Annotated in this window: 16 protein-coding genes; 15 read left to right on the top strand and 1 reads right to left on the bottom strand. The window is 64.8% G+C overall.

The features are described from left to right. Positions 1-31 precede the first annotated feature (31 nt). A complete protein-coding gene (locus tag JI743_RS11870) occupies positions 32-2,431 on the top strand; it encodes a S8 family peptidase (protein WP_201928502.1) in 2,400 nt (799 codons plus the stop codon). Positions 2,432-2,477: 46 nt separating this feature from the next. After that, positions 2,478-3,779, top strand: a complete 1,302-nt coding sequence (locus JI743_RS11865) for an amidohydrolase family protein (protein WP_201928501.1) — start codon at positions 2,478-2,480, stop codon at positions 3,777-3,779. Between the two features lie 139 nt (positions 3,780-3,918). On the opposite strand, the gene JI743_RS11860 is transcribed toward JI743_RS11865, so the two are convergent. Continuing rightward, positions 3,919-4,422 carry a DNA-deoxyinosine glycosylase gene (locus tag JI743_RS11860; RefSeq protein ID WP_201928500.1) on the bottom strand — a complete coding sequence of 168 codons (504 nt, stop codon included), beginning with the start codon at positions 4,420-4,422 and terminating at the stop codon, positions 3,919-3,921. Between the two features lie 291 nt (positions 4,423-4,713). On the opposite strand from JI743_RS11860, the gene rpsL reads away from it, so the two are divergent. The 13 genes from rpsL to rplP all read left to right on the top strand — a co-directional run bounded on the left by rpsL (position 4,714) and on the right by rplP (position 14,352). Continuing rightward, the gene (gene rpsL / locus JI743_RS11855) at positions 4,714-5,085 is read left to right on the top strand and encodes a 30S ribosomal protein S12 (RefSeq protein WP_067108793.1); all 372 of its coding nucleotides are present in this window, start codon (positions 4,714-4,716) and stop codon (positions 5,083-5,085) included. A gap of 130 nt (positions 5,086-5,215) precedes the next feature. Further along, complete coding sequence (gene rpsG, locus JI743_RS11850) at positions 5,216-5,686, top strand: 30S ribosomal protein S7 (protein WP_033074359.1); 471 nt, start codon at positions 5,216-5,218, stop codon at positions 5,684-5,686. A gap of 122 nt (positions 5,687-5,808) precedes the next feature. Further along, positions 5,809-7,902 carry an elongation factor G gene (fusA, locus tag JI743_RS11845; RefSeq protein ID WP_201928499.1) on the top strand — a complete coding sequence of 698 codons (2,094 nt, stop codon included), beginning with the start codon at positions 5,809-5,811 and terminating at the stop codon, positions 7,900-7,902. A 118-nt stretch (positions 7,903-8,020) separates the two neighbouring features. Beyond that, complete coding sequence (gene tuf / locus JI743_RS11840; protein ID WP_201928498.1) at positions 8,021-9,211, top strand: elongation factor Tu; 1,191 nt, start codon at positions 8,021-8,023, stop codon at positions 9,209-9,211. Between the two features lie 147 nt (positions 9,212-9,358). Beyond that, a complete protein-coding gene (gene rpsJ, locus JI743_RS11835) occupies positions 9,359-9,670 on the top strand; it encodes a 30S ribosomal protein S10 (RefSeq protein WP_011543089.1) in 312 nt (103 codons plus the stop codon). A gap of 308 nt (positions 9,671-9,978) precedes the next feature. Further along, a complete protein-coding gene (gene rplC, locus JI743_RS11830; protein ID WP_201928497.1) occupies positions 9,979-10,752 on the top strand; it encodes a 50S ribosomal protein L3 in 774 nt (257 codons plus the stop codon). 2 nt (positions 10,753-10,754) lie between these two features. Beyond that, entirely contained in the window at positions 10,755-11,381 is a 627-nt protein-coding gene (gene rplD / locus JI743_RS11825) for a 50S ribosomal protein L4 (protein ID WP_201928496.1), read from the top strand. Next, positions 11,374-11,682 (top strand): 50S ribosomal protein L23, encoded by a 309-nt coding sequence (locus tag JI743_RS11820; RefSeq protein WP_201928495.1) that lies wholly within the window; start codon positions 11,374-11,376, stop codon positions 11,680-11,682. Before rplD ends, JI743_RS11820 begins: the two co-directional genes overlap by 8 nt. A gap of 22 nt (positions 11,683-11,704) precedes the next feature. Further along, positions 11,705-12,541, top strand: a complete 837-nt coding sequence (rplB, locus tag JI743_RS11815) for a 50S ribosomal protein L2 (protein ID WP_201928494.1) — start codon at positions 11,705-11,707, stop codon at positions 12,539-12,541. A gap of 3 nt (positions 12,542-12,544) precedes the next feature. Further along, on the top strand, positions 12,545-12,820 hold the full coding sequence (rpsS, locus tag JI743_RS11810) for a 30S ribosomal protein S19 (RefSeq protein ID WP_201928493.1): 276 nt from the start codon (positions 12,545-12,547) through the stop codon (positions 12,818-12,820). Continuing rightward, positions 12,820-13,200 (top strand): 50S ribosomal protein L22, encoded by a 381-nt coding sequence (rplV, locus tag JI743_RS11805; protein ID WP_194953100.1) that lies wholly within the window; start codon positions 12,820-12,822, stop codon positions 13,198-13,200. Before rpsS ends, rplV begins: the two co-directional genes overlap by 1 nt. A gap of 1 nt (position 13,201) precedes the next feature. Continuing rightward, a complete protein-coding gene (rpsC, locus tag JI743_RS11800; protein ID WP_201928492.1) occupies positions 13,202-13,909 on the top strand; it encodes a 30S ribosomal protein S3 in 708 nt (235 codons plus the stop codon). A gap of 11 nt (positions 13,910-13,920) precedes the next feature. Next, positions 13,921-14,352, top strand: coding sequence for a 50S ribosomal protein L16 (rplP, locus tag JI743_RS11795; RefSeq protein ID WP_120221711.1), 432 nt, complete (start codon positions 13,921-13,923; stop codon positions 14,350-14,352). Positions 14,353-14,356: the final 4 nt, after the last annotated feature.

Below are 14,356 nucleotides of genomic sequence, written 5' to 3'. Positions count from 1 at the left end.
AGAAGAGCTGCTGCGGCAAAAGGGGATGGCCATGACCGAAACTGCCGGACGCCGGACCGTCGGAAACTATGGCGCGCTACCGATCATTCCCCTCGTCGCCGCTTCGCTGGCGCTGTCGGGGTGCGGTGGCGGGGGTGGCGGACCCTCGCCTACACCGCCACCGCCGGTTTCACCTGCTCCGACCCCAACGCCTGTCGCAACTCCGACGCCTACGCCGCCGCCCACGGGCAATTTCAACACCGCCGAAGTCCGCCGCTCGGACGGTGTCAACTTCCACGGCGCGATCACCGCCTACCAGTCCGGCGCTACCGGAAGCGGCATATTGGCCGGCGTGATCGACGACGGCATCGACGAGGACAGCCCCGAATTTGCGGGCCGCATTTCGCCGCAATCGGCAGATCTGGCCGGATCGCGCGGTATCGATGGCGAGGGCAGCCACGGAACCAATGTTGCCCAGATCCTGCTCGGCGCGAAGGACGAGGTCGGGACCATGGGCATCGCCTTCAATGCGAGCCTTCTGGTGCTGCGCGCCGATCGACCGGGAAGCTGTGCGACCGAGGACCCATCGAACGACGAAAGCGGTTGCCGCTTTTCCGAAACCGCGATCGCCGCCGGGCTCGACCGAGCGGTCAGCGCCGGCGCGCGCGTGGTCAATATCTCGCTCGGCGGGGCCGATGCGCCGGGGGCGACGTTGCGCGCGGCGATTTCCCGCGCGACCGCTGCCGGGATCATCGTGGTCGCATCGGCAGGGAATGAGGGCGACAACACCGCCGGCGGAAACAATCCGAACAACCCCGAACCCTTTGCGCAGGGCTTGCGCGATGCGGGGGGCGGCCTCGTGATCATCGCCGGATCGGTCGACGAGGATGGCGCGATTTCTCCCTTCAGCAACCGCGCGGGAACCTATGCCGGTTCCTATCTCGCGGCACTGGGAGAGGGCGTTTGCTGCGCCTATGAGAATGGCGTGCTGAAGACCGAAACCGGGCCCGGCGGTACCTTTGTCTTCCTGCTCAACGGGACAAGCTTTGCAGCGCCGCAGGTGGCGGGTGCCGTCGCGCTTCTCGCCGAGGCTTTTCCCTCGCTCACCGGCCAGCAGATCGTCCAGCTTCTGTACCAGTCGGCTCGCGACGTCGGCGCTGCGGGCGATGACGCGGTTTTCGGTCAGGGCATCCTCGATATTGCGCGCGCCTTCCAACCGATGGGGGCGACGACGCTGGCCGGCACCGAAACGGCGGTGGCGCTCGACGAGCCGCTCGGTGCGCTCGGCGGACCGATGGGCGATGCGGGCACCGCCGGACCCCGGACCGCTGTCGGGCTGGTCACCGACGGATTCGGCCGCGCGTTCAACGTCGATTTCGGCCAATCGCTCATCCAGCGCCGCCCCGATTTCAGATTGACGGGGGCGATCGCCGGGCATGTTCGACAGCAAAGCGCGGCATCGCGTGCGCTCGCGCTGTCGTTTGTCACGTCGCCAGGATCGGCGGCGCACGATCCGCTCGCGGGGCTTTCCTATCACGACGCCTCGCGCGCCCGCGCGCTCGCCGCATCGGTCGTCACGCGCGTCGATGCGCGCACGCGTTTCGGTTTTGCGGCGGGTCGCGGAACGAGTGGGCTGCTCGCCGGCGAGCGCGGAGAGAGCGGGCTTGCGATGTTGATCGGCGATGCAGCGCAGGAAGGGTTGGGCTTTGCATCCTCGCCTGACGTCGGCGTGATTTTTCGCCGCCGGATCGGCGCGCGCCAGCATCTCAGCCTGACCGCCGAAAACGGGTCGGTGTCGCGAGGAGGGCGCTGGGCGGACGATCCGCTGGGCCGGTTGCAGCACCATCACGAGGCACGATACCAGCGACTGGGCGCAGCGTGGGATGGCCGCATCGGCGCGGTTTCGGTCGCGGCGGGCGGCGCGTGGCTGCGCGAAGCGGACAGCCTGCTCGGCGCGCGGCTCGGGCCGGTCTTTGGAAGCGGCGGCGCGACGAGCCTTGTCGGCGACGCCCGCCTGGCGGTCGATCTCGACAGCGGATGGAGCCTCGCCGCCGCGTGGCGCCAGATGTGGACGCGTCCCGATCGCGGGGGGTTGGTCGCGGGCGGAGCGCTGCAGTCGAACGCCTTTTCGTTCGACGTCGCGCGCGCGAACCTGTTCCGTGGCGGCGATCGTGCGGCGCTGCGTTTGGCGCAGCCGCTCCGCGTTGAGCGGGGCGGGCTGCAGCTCGATCTGCCCGTCGCCTATGATTATGACAGCGGCACTGCCGAACTGGGCCGCCGTACGTTCAACCTCGCCCCGACTGGACGCGAGTTGGTGGCCGAAGCGAGCTACATGGTGTCGCTGCTCGGTGGCGAACTGATCGTCAACACATGGTGGCGCAAGGACGCCGGACACATCGCCGCGATCGACGACGACAAGGGTGCAGCGCTCCGCTTTACGCGCGGCTTCTGATCGGCTCTAAGGTCCGCTGTTCGAAATACAGGGGACAGGTTTCCGGATGAGAAAAATCGCAATCATGTCGTTCGCAATGTTGGGCGCGGCGCTGGCCGGTTCGGCGGCTGCCCAGGCTCCGACGCGGACTTTTATCCATGCCGGCCAACTTCTTGCCGAACCGGGCAAGCAAGTACGCGGCCCGTCGACTATCGTCGTCGAGGGCGGACGGATCGTTGCAATCAGCGATGGTTTCCAGCCTGCTGACCCCGGCGCGACGCTGGTCGACCTCAAGGACAAATATGTCCTCCCCGGCCTGATCGACAGCCACGTCCATCTGACGAGCGATGCGGGTGGGCTGGCCGGACAGCTCGAAGATGTGACGCTTTCACCTGCGGCACAGGCCTTCAATGCCGAGGTCAACGGCATGAAGACGCTGCGCGCAGGCTTCACCACGGTGCGTAACCTCGGCGACGGCGACGGGGCGACGCTCGCGCTGCGCGATGCGGTGGCGGCCGGCAAGGTGCGCGGTCCGCGTATCGTCGACGCGGGCGTATCGATCTCGGGCACCAGCGGGCACATGGATGGCGCGCTCGGCTATCGCGACGAGCTGCGGCCATTTTTTGAAGGCGCGGCGAACACCTGCAACGGCGCCGACGATTGCCGCCGCGTCGTGCGCATCCAGATCGGGCGCGGCGCTGACGTCATCAAATTCGCCTCGACCGGCGGGGTCAACAGCCGCATCGGCGCGGGGCTCGGCAAGCAGATGTTCGACGACGAGGCAAAGGCGATCGTCGATACGGCGCGCCTCTTCGGTCGCAAGGTTGCGGTGCACGCGCATGGCGCCGACGGCATCCGTCTTGCGATTGCCGCGGGCGCCGATTCGATCGAGCATGGCACGATTCTCGACGAGGAAACGATCGCTTTGTGGGCGAAGTCGAAAACCTATTATGTCCCGACGCTGTCGACGGTGAACGGCTACAAGGAACGGCTCGCGGCCAATGCCAATGCCTATGAACCCGACGTGCTCGAAAAGATCAAATGGCGTATTTCGATCACGGGCAAGAGCCTCGAACAGCTTGTCCCGCGCGGTGTGCGCATCGCCTTCGGCACCGACGCCGGCGTCTCGAAGCACGGCCGCAACGCCGACGAATTCGAACTGATGGTCCAGCACGGCATGACGCCGGTCGAAGCGCTGAAGGCCGCGACGGTCAACGCCGCCGACCTGCTCGGCCTCGCCGACGAGATCGGCACGATCGCGCCGGGCAAGAGCGCCGACATCATCGCCGTTTCGGGCGACCCGATCGCCGATGTGCGCGTGCTCAAGGCGGTCGATTTCGTGATGGCGCGCGGCGAGGTCGTCGACTGACGGAAACGATCCGCCCCGCCGCGAAACGGTGGGGCGGAGGCGGCCCGCAGGGCTGACGGGAGGGGGCGTGGCGCGGCGTCGCCGCCCGTCCATCATCCTTCGGACGGGCCGCTTCCCTAAATTTTGGCCGCAGCGAGAATTATCGCTCCGCCACCGCGGTGCGCAGCGCCCGCCACCGCTCCAGCTTCGCGGCATAGCCGCTCGTGTTCGCGGCGCTGCTCGACGGCAGGTCGACGACCTCGATTCCGTTCAGCACCGGCAGTTGCCGCCGCCAGATCGCAGCGGCCTTGCCGCCGTTGAACGCAATCATGCGGAGGTCGGGCAGGCCGGCAATGAGGTCGGCGAGATCATGCGCCTCGGCCGCGCGAATGTCCGAATCGCTGCTTGTGCGCCGAGCGGCGCTGCGGATCACGTCCCACAGGCCGACCTTTGCGGCGCGTAGTTCCGCCAGCCTTTCCTCATAGTCCAGCGATGCGACCGGCCGGTCGATCACCTCGCCGACCAGCCGCCAGAACTGGTTCGTCGGATGCGCATAATAGCGCCGCTCGGCCAGCGACCGCGCACCGGGAAGGCTGCCGAGGATCAGCAGGCGGGCATCGCGGCCGACAAGCGGGGCAAAGCTGGTATGTCGGGCGGCGCGCATCCCTGTCTGCTATCGGGCGCAACCGCCCCTCGCAAGCCGCTTCGCCCTTGACCGCGGGGTGAATCGGGTCTAGGGGCGCGCTCGTTCGGAAAAGGACGCTTTGCGGCCCGTTTCGATCACAACAGCGCTTGAACATTGCTGGCGCGGATGGAGCCTCCGGGGGATGAAATGATTCCGCCGGGGTCTTTTGCTGTTATCAGGTCGGTGCATTTTGCAATGCGCCGGAGCTTCATCCACCGCGGTAGAGTAACCGTTCGCTCTGATGGGCGGACACAAAAAGGTGAAGCATTCATGCCCACGATCAACCAGCTGGTCCGCAAGGGCCGGACGCCGCAGAAGGCGAAGTCCAAGGTCCCGGCGATGGAGGCGAACCCGCAGAAGCGCGGCGTTTGCACCCGTGTCTATACGACGACCCCGAAAAAGCCGAACTCGGCGCTCCGCAAGGTTGCCAAGGTCCGCCTGACCAACCAGCGCGAGGTCATCTCCTACATCCCCGGCGAAGGCCACAACCTGCAGGAGCACAGCGTTGTGCTCATCCGCGGCGGCCGTGTGCGCGACCTTCCCGGCGTGCGCTACCACGTCCTGCGCGGCGTGCTCGACACCCAGGGTGTGAAGGACCGCAAGCAGAGCCGTTCGAAGTACGGCGCGAAGCGTCCGAAGTGACGTTCACGGAGTGAACGTCGTCCCGGAAAATCGCTTCAGGCGATTTCGTCCGGGATCCATTCACTCCTCGGCTATTTGATCATCCCGAGGTCGCTCTTGCGCCGGGATGCTGTTGTAAAAGGAATTACCTATGGCTCGTCGTCGTCGTCCCGAACGCCGCGAAATCCTGCCCGATCCCCGTTTCGGGGATGTCGTGCTGTCGAAATTCATGAACAGCGTCATGCTCGACGGGAAAAAGTCCGTCGCCGAAAGCATCGTTTACGGTGCGCTCGAATCGGTCGAAGCTCGCGCCAAGAAGGAACCGCTCGGCGTGTTCCACGAAGCGCTGGCGAACATCCGCCCGAACATCGAAGTGCGCAGCCGCCGCGTCGGCGGTGCGACCTATCAGGTTCCCGTCGAAGTCCGTCCGGACCGCGCGCAGGCGCTCGCGATCCGCTGGCTGATCACGGCCGCGCGTAACCGCAGCGAAACGACGATGGCCGCGCGCCTCTCGGGCGAGCTGCTTGATGCGTCGAACAACCGCGGCAACGCGGTGAAGAAGCGCGAAGACACGCACCGCATGGCGGAAGCCAACCGCGCTTTCAGCCACTACCGCTGGTAACAGCGGGCAGGTTAGACTCCGCTGGTAATTTGCGCGGGCGCTTCGGCGTCTCGCAAATGTAATCATTCTTCCTATATCGGGGGCGGCCTCCAAAGCCTCCCCCCAAGTCCAAGGAAAAGACCATGGCACGCAGCCATCCGCTCGAACGCTATCGCAATTTCGGTATCATGGCGCACATCGACGCCGGCAAGACCACGACGACCGAGCGTATCCTTTACTACACCGGCAAGTCCTACAAGATCGGCGAAGTCCATGACGGCGCCGCGACGATGGACTGGATGGAACAGGAGCAGGAGCGCGGCATCACCATCACGTCCGCGGCCACCACTTGCTTGTGGAAAGCCGAAGAGGGCAATGGCCCCGAGCATCGCCTGAACATCATCGACACCCCCGGACACGTCGACTTCACGATTGAAGTCGAGCGCAGCTTGCGCGTCCTCGACGGCGCGGTCGCGGCGTTTGACGGCGTGGCTGGCGTCGAGCCGCAGTCGGAAACCGTGTGGCGTCAGGCGGACAAGTACAAGGTTCCGCGGATGTGCTTCATCAACAAGCTCGACCGCACCGGCGCCGATTTCTATTATTGCGTCCAGACGATCATCGATCGCCTCGGCGCGACGCCGGCTGTTCTGTACCTTCCCATCGGCGCCGAAGGCGATTTCAAGGGCCTCGTCGATCTCGTCAACAACCGCGGCATCATCTGGAAGGATGAAAGCCTCGGGGCCGAGTTCGAATATGTCGACGTCCCCGCGGACCTCGCCGACAAGGCGGCCGAATATCGCCAGAAGCTGATCGAGCTCGCCGTCGAACAGGACGACGATGCGATGATGGCCTATCTCGAAGGCGAAGAGCCCGACGTCGCGACGCTGAAGGCGCTGATCCGCAAGGGCACGCTGAACCAGTCGTTCGTGCCCGTGCTCTGCGGCTCGGCATTCAAGAACAAGGGCGTTCAGCCGCTGCTCGACGCCGTTGTCGACTATCTGCCTTCGCCGCTCGACATCCCCGACGTTCAGGGCATCAACCCCGATTCGGAAGAAGCCGATTCGCGCGCGACGTCGGACTCGGCGCCGCTCTCGATGCTCGCGTTCAAGATCATGAACGACCCGTTCGTCGGCTCGCTCACCTTCGCGCGCATCTATTCGGGTACGCTGTCGAAAGGCACCTATCTGAACTCGGTGAAGGACAAGAAGGAAAAGATCGGCCGTATGCTTCTGATGCATGCGAACAGCCGTGAGGACATCGAAGAAGCCTATGCGGGCGACATCGTTGCGCTCGCCGGCCTCAAGGAAACCACGACGGGCGATACGATCTGCGCCACGAGCGCGCCGATCATCCTCGAGCGTATGGAATTCCCCGAGCCGGTCATCGAGCTGTCGGTCGAGCCCAAGACCAAGGCCGACCAGGAAAAGATGGGCGTCGCGCTCAATCGTCTGGCCGCCGAGGACCCCAGCTTCCGCGTTTCGACCGACCATGAATCGGGTCAGACGATCATCAAGGGCATGGGCGAGCTTCACCTCGACATCCTCGTCGATCGCATGAAGCGCGAGTTCAAGGTCGAGGCGAATGTCGGCGCGCCGCAGGTGGCGTATCGCGAAAGCCTCGCGAAGCCGGTGGCCGTCGATTACACCCACAAGAAGCAGTCGGGTGGTTCGGGTCAGTTCGGCCGCGTGAAGATCGAGGTTGCGCCCGGCGAACGCGGCAGCGGCATCACCTTCATCGACGAGATCAAGGGCGGCAACATTCCGCGCGAATATATCCCGTCGGTCGAGAAGGGCATGCGCGAATCGGCCGAGAACGGGCACATGATCGGCTTCCCGATCATCGACTTCGAGATCAAGCTCGTCGACGGTGCCTACCACGACGTCGACTCGTCGGCGCTGGCGTTCGAAATCGCGGGCCGCGCAGCCATGCGCGAAGTCGCGGCAAAGGCAGGCATCAAGCTGCTCGAGCCGGTGATGAAGGTCGAAGTTGTCACGCCCGAGGAATTCATGGGCGACGTGATCGGCGACCTCAACAGCCGTCGCGGCCAGATCCAGGGCACCGACAGCCGCGGTAACGCGCAGGTTGTCGAGGCCATGGTGCCGCTGGCGAACATGTTCGGCTATGTGAACCAGCTGCGCTCTTTCACGCAGGGCCGTGCGCAATATTCGATGCAATTCTCGCATTACGAAGAAGTGCCGACCAACGTCGCCGAAGAAGTGAAGGCCAAGATGGCCTGATGGTCGAGGCCGCGCGGGCTTGCACCGCGCGGCAAGACCTACTAAGGGCGGCGCCTGATTCAGCGGGCGTCGGCCAGGACTGATCAACCCAACCCAATGAACAAGAAGGTTCAACAACATGGCCAAGGCTAAATTTGAGCGGAACAAGCCGCACTGCAACATCGGCACCATCGGTCACGTCGACCATGGCAAGACCTCGCTGACCGCCGCGATCACCAAGGTGCTCGCCGAAACGACCGGCGGCACCGCCGTCGACTTCGCGAACATCGACAAGGCTCCCGAAGAGCGCGAGCGCGGCATCACCATCTCGACCGCGCACGTCGAATATGAAACCGGCGCGCGCCACTATGCGCACGTCGACTGCCCGGGCCACGCCGACTATGTGAAGAACATGATCACCGGCGCCGCGCAGATGGACGGCGCGATCCTCGTCGTGTCGGCCGCTGACGGCCCGATGCCGCAGACGAAGGAGCACATCCTGCTCGCGAAGCAGGTCGGCGTTCCGACCATGGTCGTGTTCCTCAACAAGGTCGACCAGCTCGACGATCCCGAACTGCTCGAACTCGTCGAACTCGAAATCCGCGAAGAACTTTCGAAGCGCGACTTCGACGGCGACAATATTCCGATCATCCCGGGTTCGGCGCTTGCCGCGCTCGAGGGCCGCGACGACAACATCGGCAAGGAAGCCATTCTGAAGCTGATGGAAGCCGTCGACAGCTGGATTCCGCAGCCGGAACGTCCGCTCGACAAGCCCTTCCTGATGCCGATCGAAGACGTGTTCTCGATCTCGGGTCGCGGCACCGTCGTCACCGGCCGTGTCGAAACCGGCGTGGTCAAGGTTGGTGAAGAAGTCGAAATCGTCGGCATCAAGGACACCAAGAAGACCGTCGTCACCGGCGTTGAAATGTTCCGCAAGCTGCTCGATCAGGGCGAAGCCGGCGACAACATCGGTGCGCTGATCCGCGGCGTCGGCCGTGAGGAAGTCGAGCGTGGCCAGGTTCTGGCGAAGCCCGGCTCGATCACGCCGCACACCGAATTCACCTCGGAAGTCTATGTCCTGTCGAAGGACGAGGGTGGCCGTCACACGCCGTTCTTTGCGAACTATCGTCCGCAGTTCTACTTCCGCACCACAGACGTCACCGGCGAGGTCATCCTCCCCGAGGGCACCGAGATGGTGATGCCGGGCGACAACGTCCAGCTGTCGGTCAAGCTGATCGCCCCGATCGCGATGGACCAGGGTCTGCGCTTCGCTATTCGCGAAGGTGGCCGCACGGTCGGCGCAGGGGTTGTGGCTTCGATCACAAAGTAATATAGGGCCGCGAGCCGCGCGATTCGGATCGATTCGCGCGGCTCGTAGCTTAAAGGTTTTTGATGGCCGCGCCGGCCTCCCTGCGGGGGCGGGCAGTGGCCATTTCGGCTCTTTCGCATCGTCAGACGGGATTCGACTGGAACAGTCATGGAAACGCAGAATATTCGCATTCGCCTGAAGGCCTTTGATCACCGCGTGCTCGATCAGGCCACCACCGACATCGCCGACACGGCGCGTCGTACCGGAGCGCTTATTCGCGGCCCGATCCCGCTGCCGACGCGCATTGAAAAATTCACCGTGAACCGCGGCCCGCACATCGACAAGAAGTCGCGCGAGCAGTTCGAGGTGCGCACCCACAAGCGGCTGCTCGACATCGTGCAGCCCACCCCGCAGACGGTCGACGCGCTGATGAAGCTCGACCTCGCCGCGGGCGTGAATGTCGAGATTAAATTGGCCTAAGCCAATTTACCTTTAGCCCCGGACTTGATCCGGGGTCTCTATCGGCCAGCCGCTTCGGCGATGGCACAAGTCCGGAGCGATCCGGACCGACGATAGGGTGGATACCGCCGGACCGCTTCGCTGAAGCATCATGGTCCGGGCCGCGTCCCCCGTCTCGCCGCAACGGTCCTTCGGGACATGCGGCACCTCAGCCCGGACGGGGCGATGCACAAAATTCGGGCTGGGAGGGTTCCGTGAAGGCAATGCCTTCGTGGGTCCCGCAAGCCGTGCGGAATGGTCCGCCCGGCCTCTGTTGAGGAGTGAAGATCATGCGCACTGGCGTGATCGCGAAGAAAATGGGGATGACCCGCCTGTTTCAGGACGACGGCCGCCACGTGCCCGTCACCATCCTGAGCCTCGAAGGCTGTCAGGTCGTTTCCGTCCGCGATAAGGAACGCGACGGCTATGTGGCCGTTCAACTGGGTGCCGGCTCGGCCAAGGCGAAGAATGTCGCCAAGCCGCAGCGTGGCGCCTATGGCAAGGCCGAAGTCGAGCCGAAGGCGAAGCTCGTCGAATTCCGCGTCGCCGACGACGCGACGCTCGACGTCGGCGCCGAACTGTCGGCCGACCATTTCGTCGCCGGCCAGATCGTCGACATCCAGGGCGTGACGCAGGGCAAGGGCTTTGCCGGTGCGATGAAGCGCTGGGGTTTCGGCGGTATGCGCGCGACCCACGGCGTTTCGATCAGCCACCGTGCGCATGGTTCGACGGGTAACCGCCAGGATCCGGGCCGCGTCTTCAAGAACAAGAAGATGGCCGGCCACATGGGCGCGCGCAATCGCACTCAGCAGAATCTCGAAATCGTCCGCACCGACGTCGAGCGCGGTCTTCTCTTCGTCAAGGGTTCGGTCCCTGGCTCGAAGGGCGGCTGGCTGCTCGTTCGCGATGCGGTGAAGCTGCCGCGCCACCCCGAGGCCCCCTATCCGGCGGGCATCAAGAGCGCGGCCAACAGCAACGAAGCCCCGGCTGACGCGCCGGTCGAAACGCCGGTGGAAGACACCGTCGTCGACACCGCGGCGACCGACGGCGCACAGGAGTCCTGATCATGAAGGTCAAGGTTCAGACCCTCGATGGCAAGGCTGGCGCCGACATCGACCTTAACGATGACGTCTTCGGCGTCGATGCGCGTGCCGACATCCTGCACCGCGTTGTCGCGTGGCAGCTCGAAAAGCGCCGCGCGCCGGCGCGTGCCGCGCGCGAACGCAGCGACGTGTCGCGCACCGGCAAGAAGTTCGGTCGCCAGAAGGGCGGCGGTACGGCGCGTCACGGCGACCGCAAGGCGCCGATCTTCATCGGCGGCGGCAAGGCGCATGGCCCTCGTGCCCGCACCTTCGGCCACTCGCTGAACAAGAAGATCCGCACGCTCGGCCTCAAGATGGCGCTCAGCGACAAGGCGAAGGGCGGCAAGCTCGTCGTCCTCGACACGCTCGAGCTCAAGGACGCGAAGACCAAGGCGCTCGCCGGCAAGCTCGGCAAGCTCGAACTCGGCAATCGCGCGCTCTTCATCGACGGCGATGCGGTCCACGAAAGCTTCGCGATGGCATCGGCCAACCTGATCGGCATCGACGCGATGCCGGCGATCGGTGCCAATGTCTATGACATCATGCGCGCCGACACGCTGGTCCTGACCCGCGCGGCCGTCGAAAAGCTGGAGGCACGCTTCAATGGCTAAGGCAAAAACAGTCGATGCGCGTCATTATGACGTGATCCTCGCTCCGGTGATCACCGAAAAGTCGACGCTGCTCAGCGAAAACAACGCCGTGGTCTTCCGCGTCGCCAACGATGCGACCAAGCCCGCAATCAAGGCGGCCGTCGAGGCGCTGTTCGATGTCAAGGTGCTCGGCGTGAACACGCTCGTCACCAAGGGCAAGACCAAGCGCTGGAAGGGCAAGCCCTACACCCGCAGCGACGTGAAGAAGGCGATCGTTCGTCTGGCCGAAGGCCAGTCGATCGACGTCACCACGGGCGTCTGACGGATAGGGGAAGGCAGAGAAAATGGCACTCAAATCCTATAATCCGACCAGCCCCGCGCAGCGCGGCCTGATCCTCGTCGACAAGTCGGCGCTGTGGAAGGGCAAGCCCGTCAAGGCGCTGACCGAAGGCAAGCGCAAGACCGGTGGCCGCAACAACAAGGGTCATGTGACCTCGCGCGGCATCGCTGGCGGCCACAAGCAGAAGTACCGCTTCATCGACTTCAAGCGTCGCAAGTGGGACATGCCGGCCACCGTCGAGCGGCTCGAATATGACCCGAACCGCACGGCGTTCATCGCGCTGGTGAAATATGAGGACGGCGAACTCGCCTATATCCTCGCGCCGCAGCGCCTCGGCGTCGGCGACACGGTGATCGCGGGCAAGAAGACCGACGTGAAGCCGGGCAATGCGATGCAACTGTCGCAGATGCCCGTCGGCACGATCGTCCACAATATCGAGATGAAGCCGGGCAAGGGCGGCCAGATCGCCCGTTCGGCAGGCACCTATGCCCAGGTCGTCGGTCGTGACCGCGGCCTCGTCATCGTGCGTCTCGGTTCGGGCGAGCAGCGGTATATCCGCGGCGAGTGCATGGGCACGGTCGGTGCGGTGTCGAACCCCGACAACCAGAACACCAACCTCGGCAAGGCCGGCCGCAATCGCTGGCTCGGCAAGCGTCCGCTGACTCGCGGCGTCGCCAAGAACCCGGTCGATCACCCGCACGGCGGTGGTGAAGGCCGGACCTCGGGCGGCCGTCACCCGGTCACTCCGTGGGGCAAGCCGACCAAGGGCGCACGCACGCGTCACAACAAGTCGACCGACAAGATGATCATCCGGTCGCGTCACGCGAAGAAGAAGAGGTAAGTCATGGCTCGCTCGGTCTGGAAGGGTCCGTTCGTCGACCTTCATCTCCTCAAGAAAGCCGAATCGGCCCAGGACGGCGGCAGCTCTGCCCCGATCAAGACCTGGTCGCGTCGGTCCACCATCCTGCCGCAGTTCGTCGGGCTGACCTTCAACGTCTACAACGGTCGCAAGTTCGTGCCGGTGTCGGTCAATGAAGACATGGTCGGCATGAAGCTGGGTGAATTTGCGCCGACGCGCTTCTTCCCCGGTCACGCGGCCGACAAGAAGGGCAAACGCTAATGGGCAAGGCAAAATCCCCCCGCCGCGTTGCGGACAATGAGGCGCTGTCGGTCGGCACGCAGATTCGCGGTTCGGCGCAGAAGCTGAACCTCGTCGCCGCGCTGATCCGCGGCCGCAAGGTCGAAGACGCGATGAACGTCCTCGCTTTCTCGAAGAAGGCGATGGCGGTCGACGTGCGCAAGGTTCTCGCCAGCGCCGTCGCCAACGCGGAAAACAACCACAACCTCGATGTCGATGCGTTGGTCATCAAGGAAGCGAGCGTCGGCAAGTCGATCTCGATGAAGCGCTGGCACGCACGCGGCCGCGGCAAGTCGACCCGGATCGTCAAGCCGTTCAGCCGTATCCGCATCGTCGTGCGCGAACAGGAAGAAGAGGCGTAAGATGGGCCAGAAGAGCAATCCGATCGGCCTGCGCCTGCAGGTCAACCGCACCTGGGACAGCCGCTGGTTCGCGGAAGGCCAGGACTATGGACGCATGTTGATCGAGGATCTGAAGATCCGCAAATATGTGTTCAAGGCCCTGCCGCAGGCGGCGATCTCGAAGGTCGTGATCGAACGTCCCGCAAAGCTGTGCCGCGTGTCGATCTATGCCGCCCGTCCGGGCGTCATCATCGGCAAGAAGGGCGCCGACATCGAAAAGCTGCGCAAGGCGCTCGGCGAGATGACGGGCAGCGACGTGTCGCTGAACATCGTCGAAATCCGCAAGCCCGAAGTCGATGCGAAGCTCGTCGCGCAGGGCATTGCCGACCAGCTCGAACGCCGCGTCGCGTTCCGCCGCGCGATGAAGCGCGCGGTCCAGTCGGCGATGCGTCTGGGCGCCGAAGGCATCCGGATCAACTGCGCCGGCCGTCTGGGCGGCGCGGAAATCGCGCGCACCGAATGGTACCGCGAGGGCCGCGTGCCGCTGCACACGCTGCGCGCCAATGTCGACTATGCCGAAGCCGAAGCGCACACCGCCTATGGCGTGTGCGGCATCAAGGTGTGGATCTTCAAGGGCGAAATCCTTGGCCACGACCCGATGGCGACCGACCGGCTGATGCTCGACGCGCAAACGTCGGGCGTGCGCCCGGCGCGCGATGATCGCCGTTAAGGACTGCTGACATGCTGCAACCGAAAAAAACCAAGTTCCGCAAGGCATTCAAGGGCCGCATCCACGGCAATGCCAAGGGCGGCACCAGCCTGAACTTCGGCTCCTATGGCCTGAAGGCGATGGAACCCGAGCGCATCACCGCGCGCCAGATCGAAGCGGCCCGCCGCGCGATCAGCCGTGCGATCAAGCGTCAGGGCCGCCTGTGGATCCGCGTGTTCCCCGACGTCCCCGTGTCGTCGAAGCCCGCCGAAGTCCGCATGGGTAAGGGCAAGGGTTCGCCCGAATATTGGGCCGCCCGCGTCAAGCCCGGCCGCATCCTGTTCGAACTCGACGGCGTCCCCGGCCCGGTGGCCGCGCTGGCGTTCGAACGCGCGGCGATGAAGCTGCCGATCAAGACGAAGGTCGTCGCCCGCCTCGGCGACACCTCGCACCTGGAGGGTTGAGGGC

Origin of the sequence: Sphingopyxis jiangsuensis (assembly GCF_016734905.1) — a bacterium.
In the GTDB taxonomy this organism is placed as follows: domain Bacteria; phylum Pseudomonadota; class Alphaproteobacteria; order Sphingomonadales; family Sphingomonadaceae; genus Sphingopyxis; species Sphingopyxis jiangsuensis.
The sequence above is the reverse complement of the archived record's forward strand: the minus strand, read 5'-3'. Positions and strand labels throughout refer to the sequence as shown.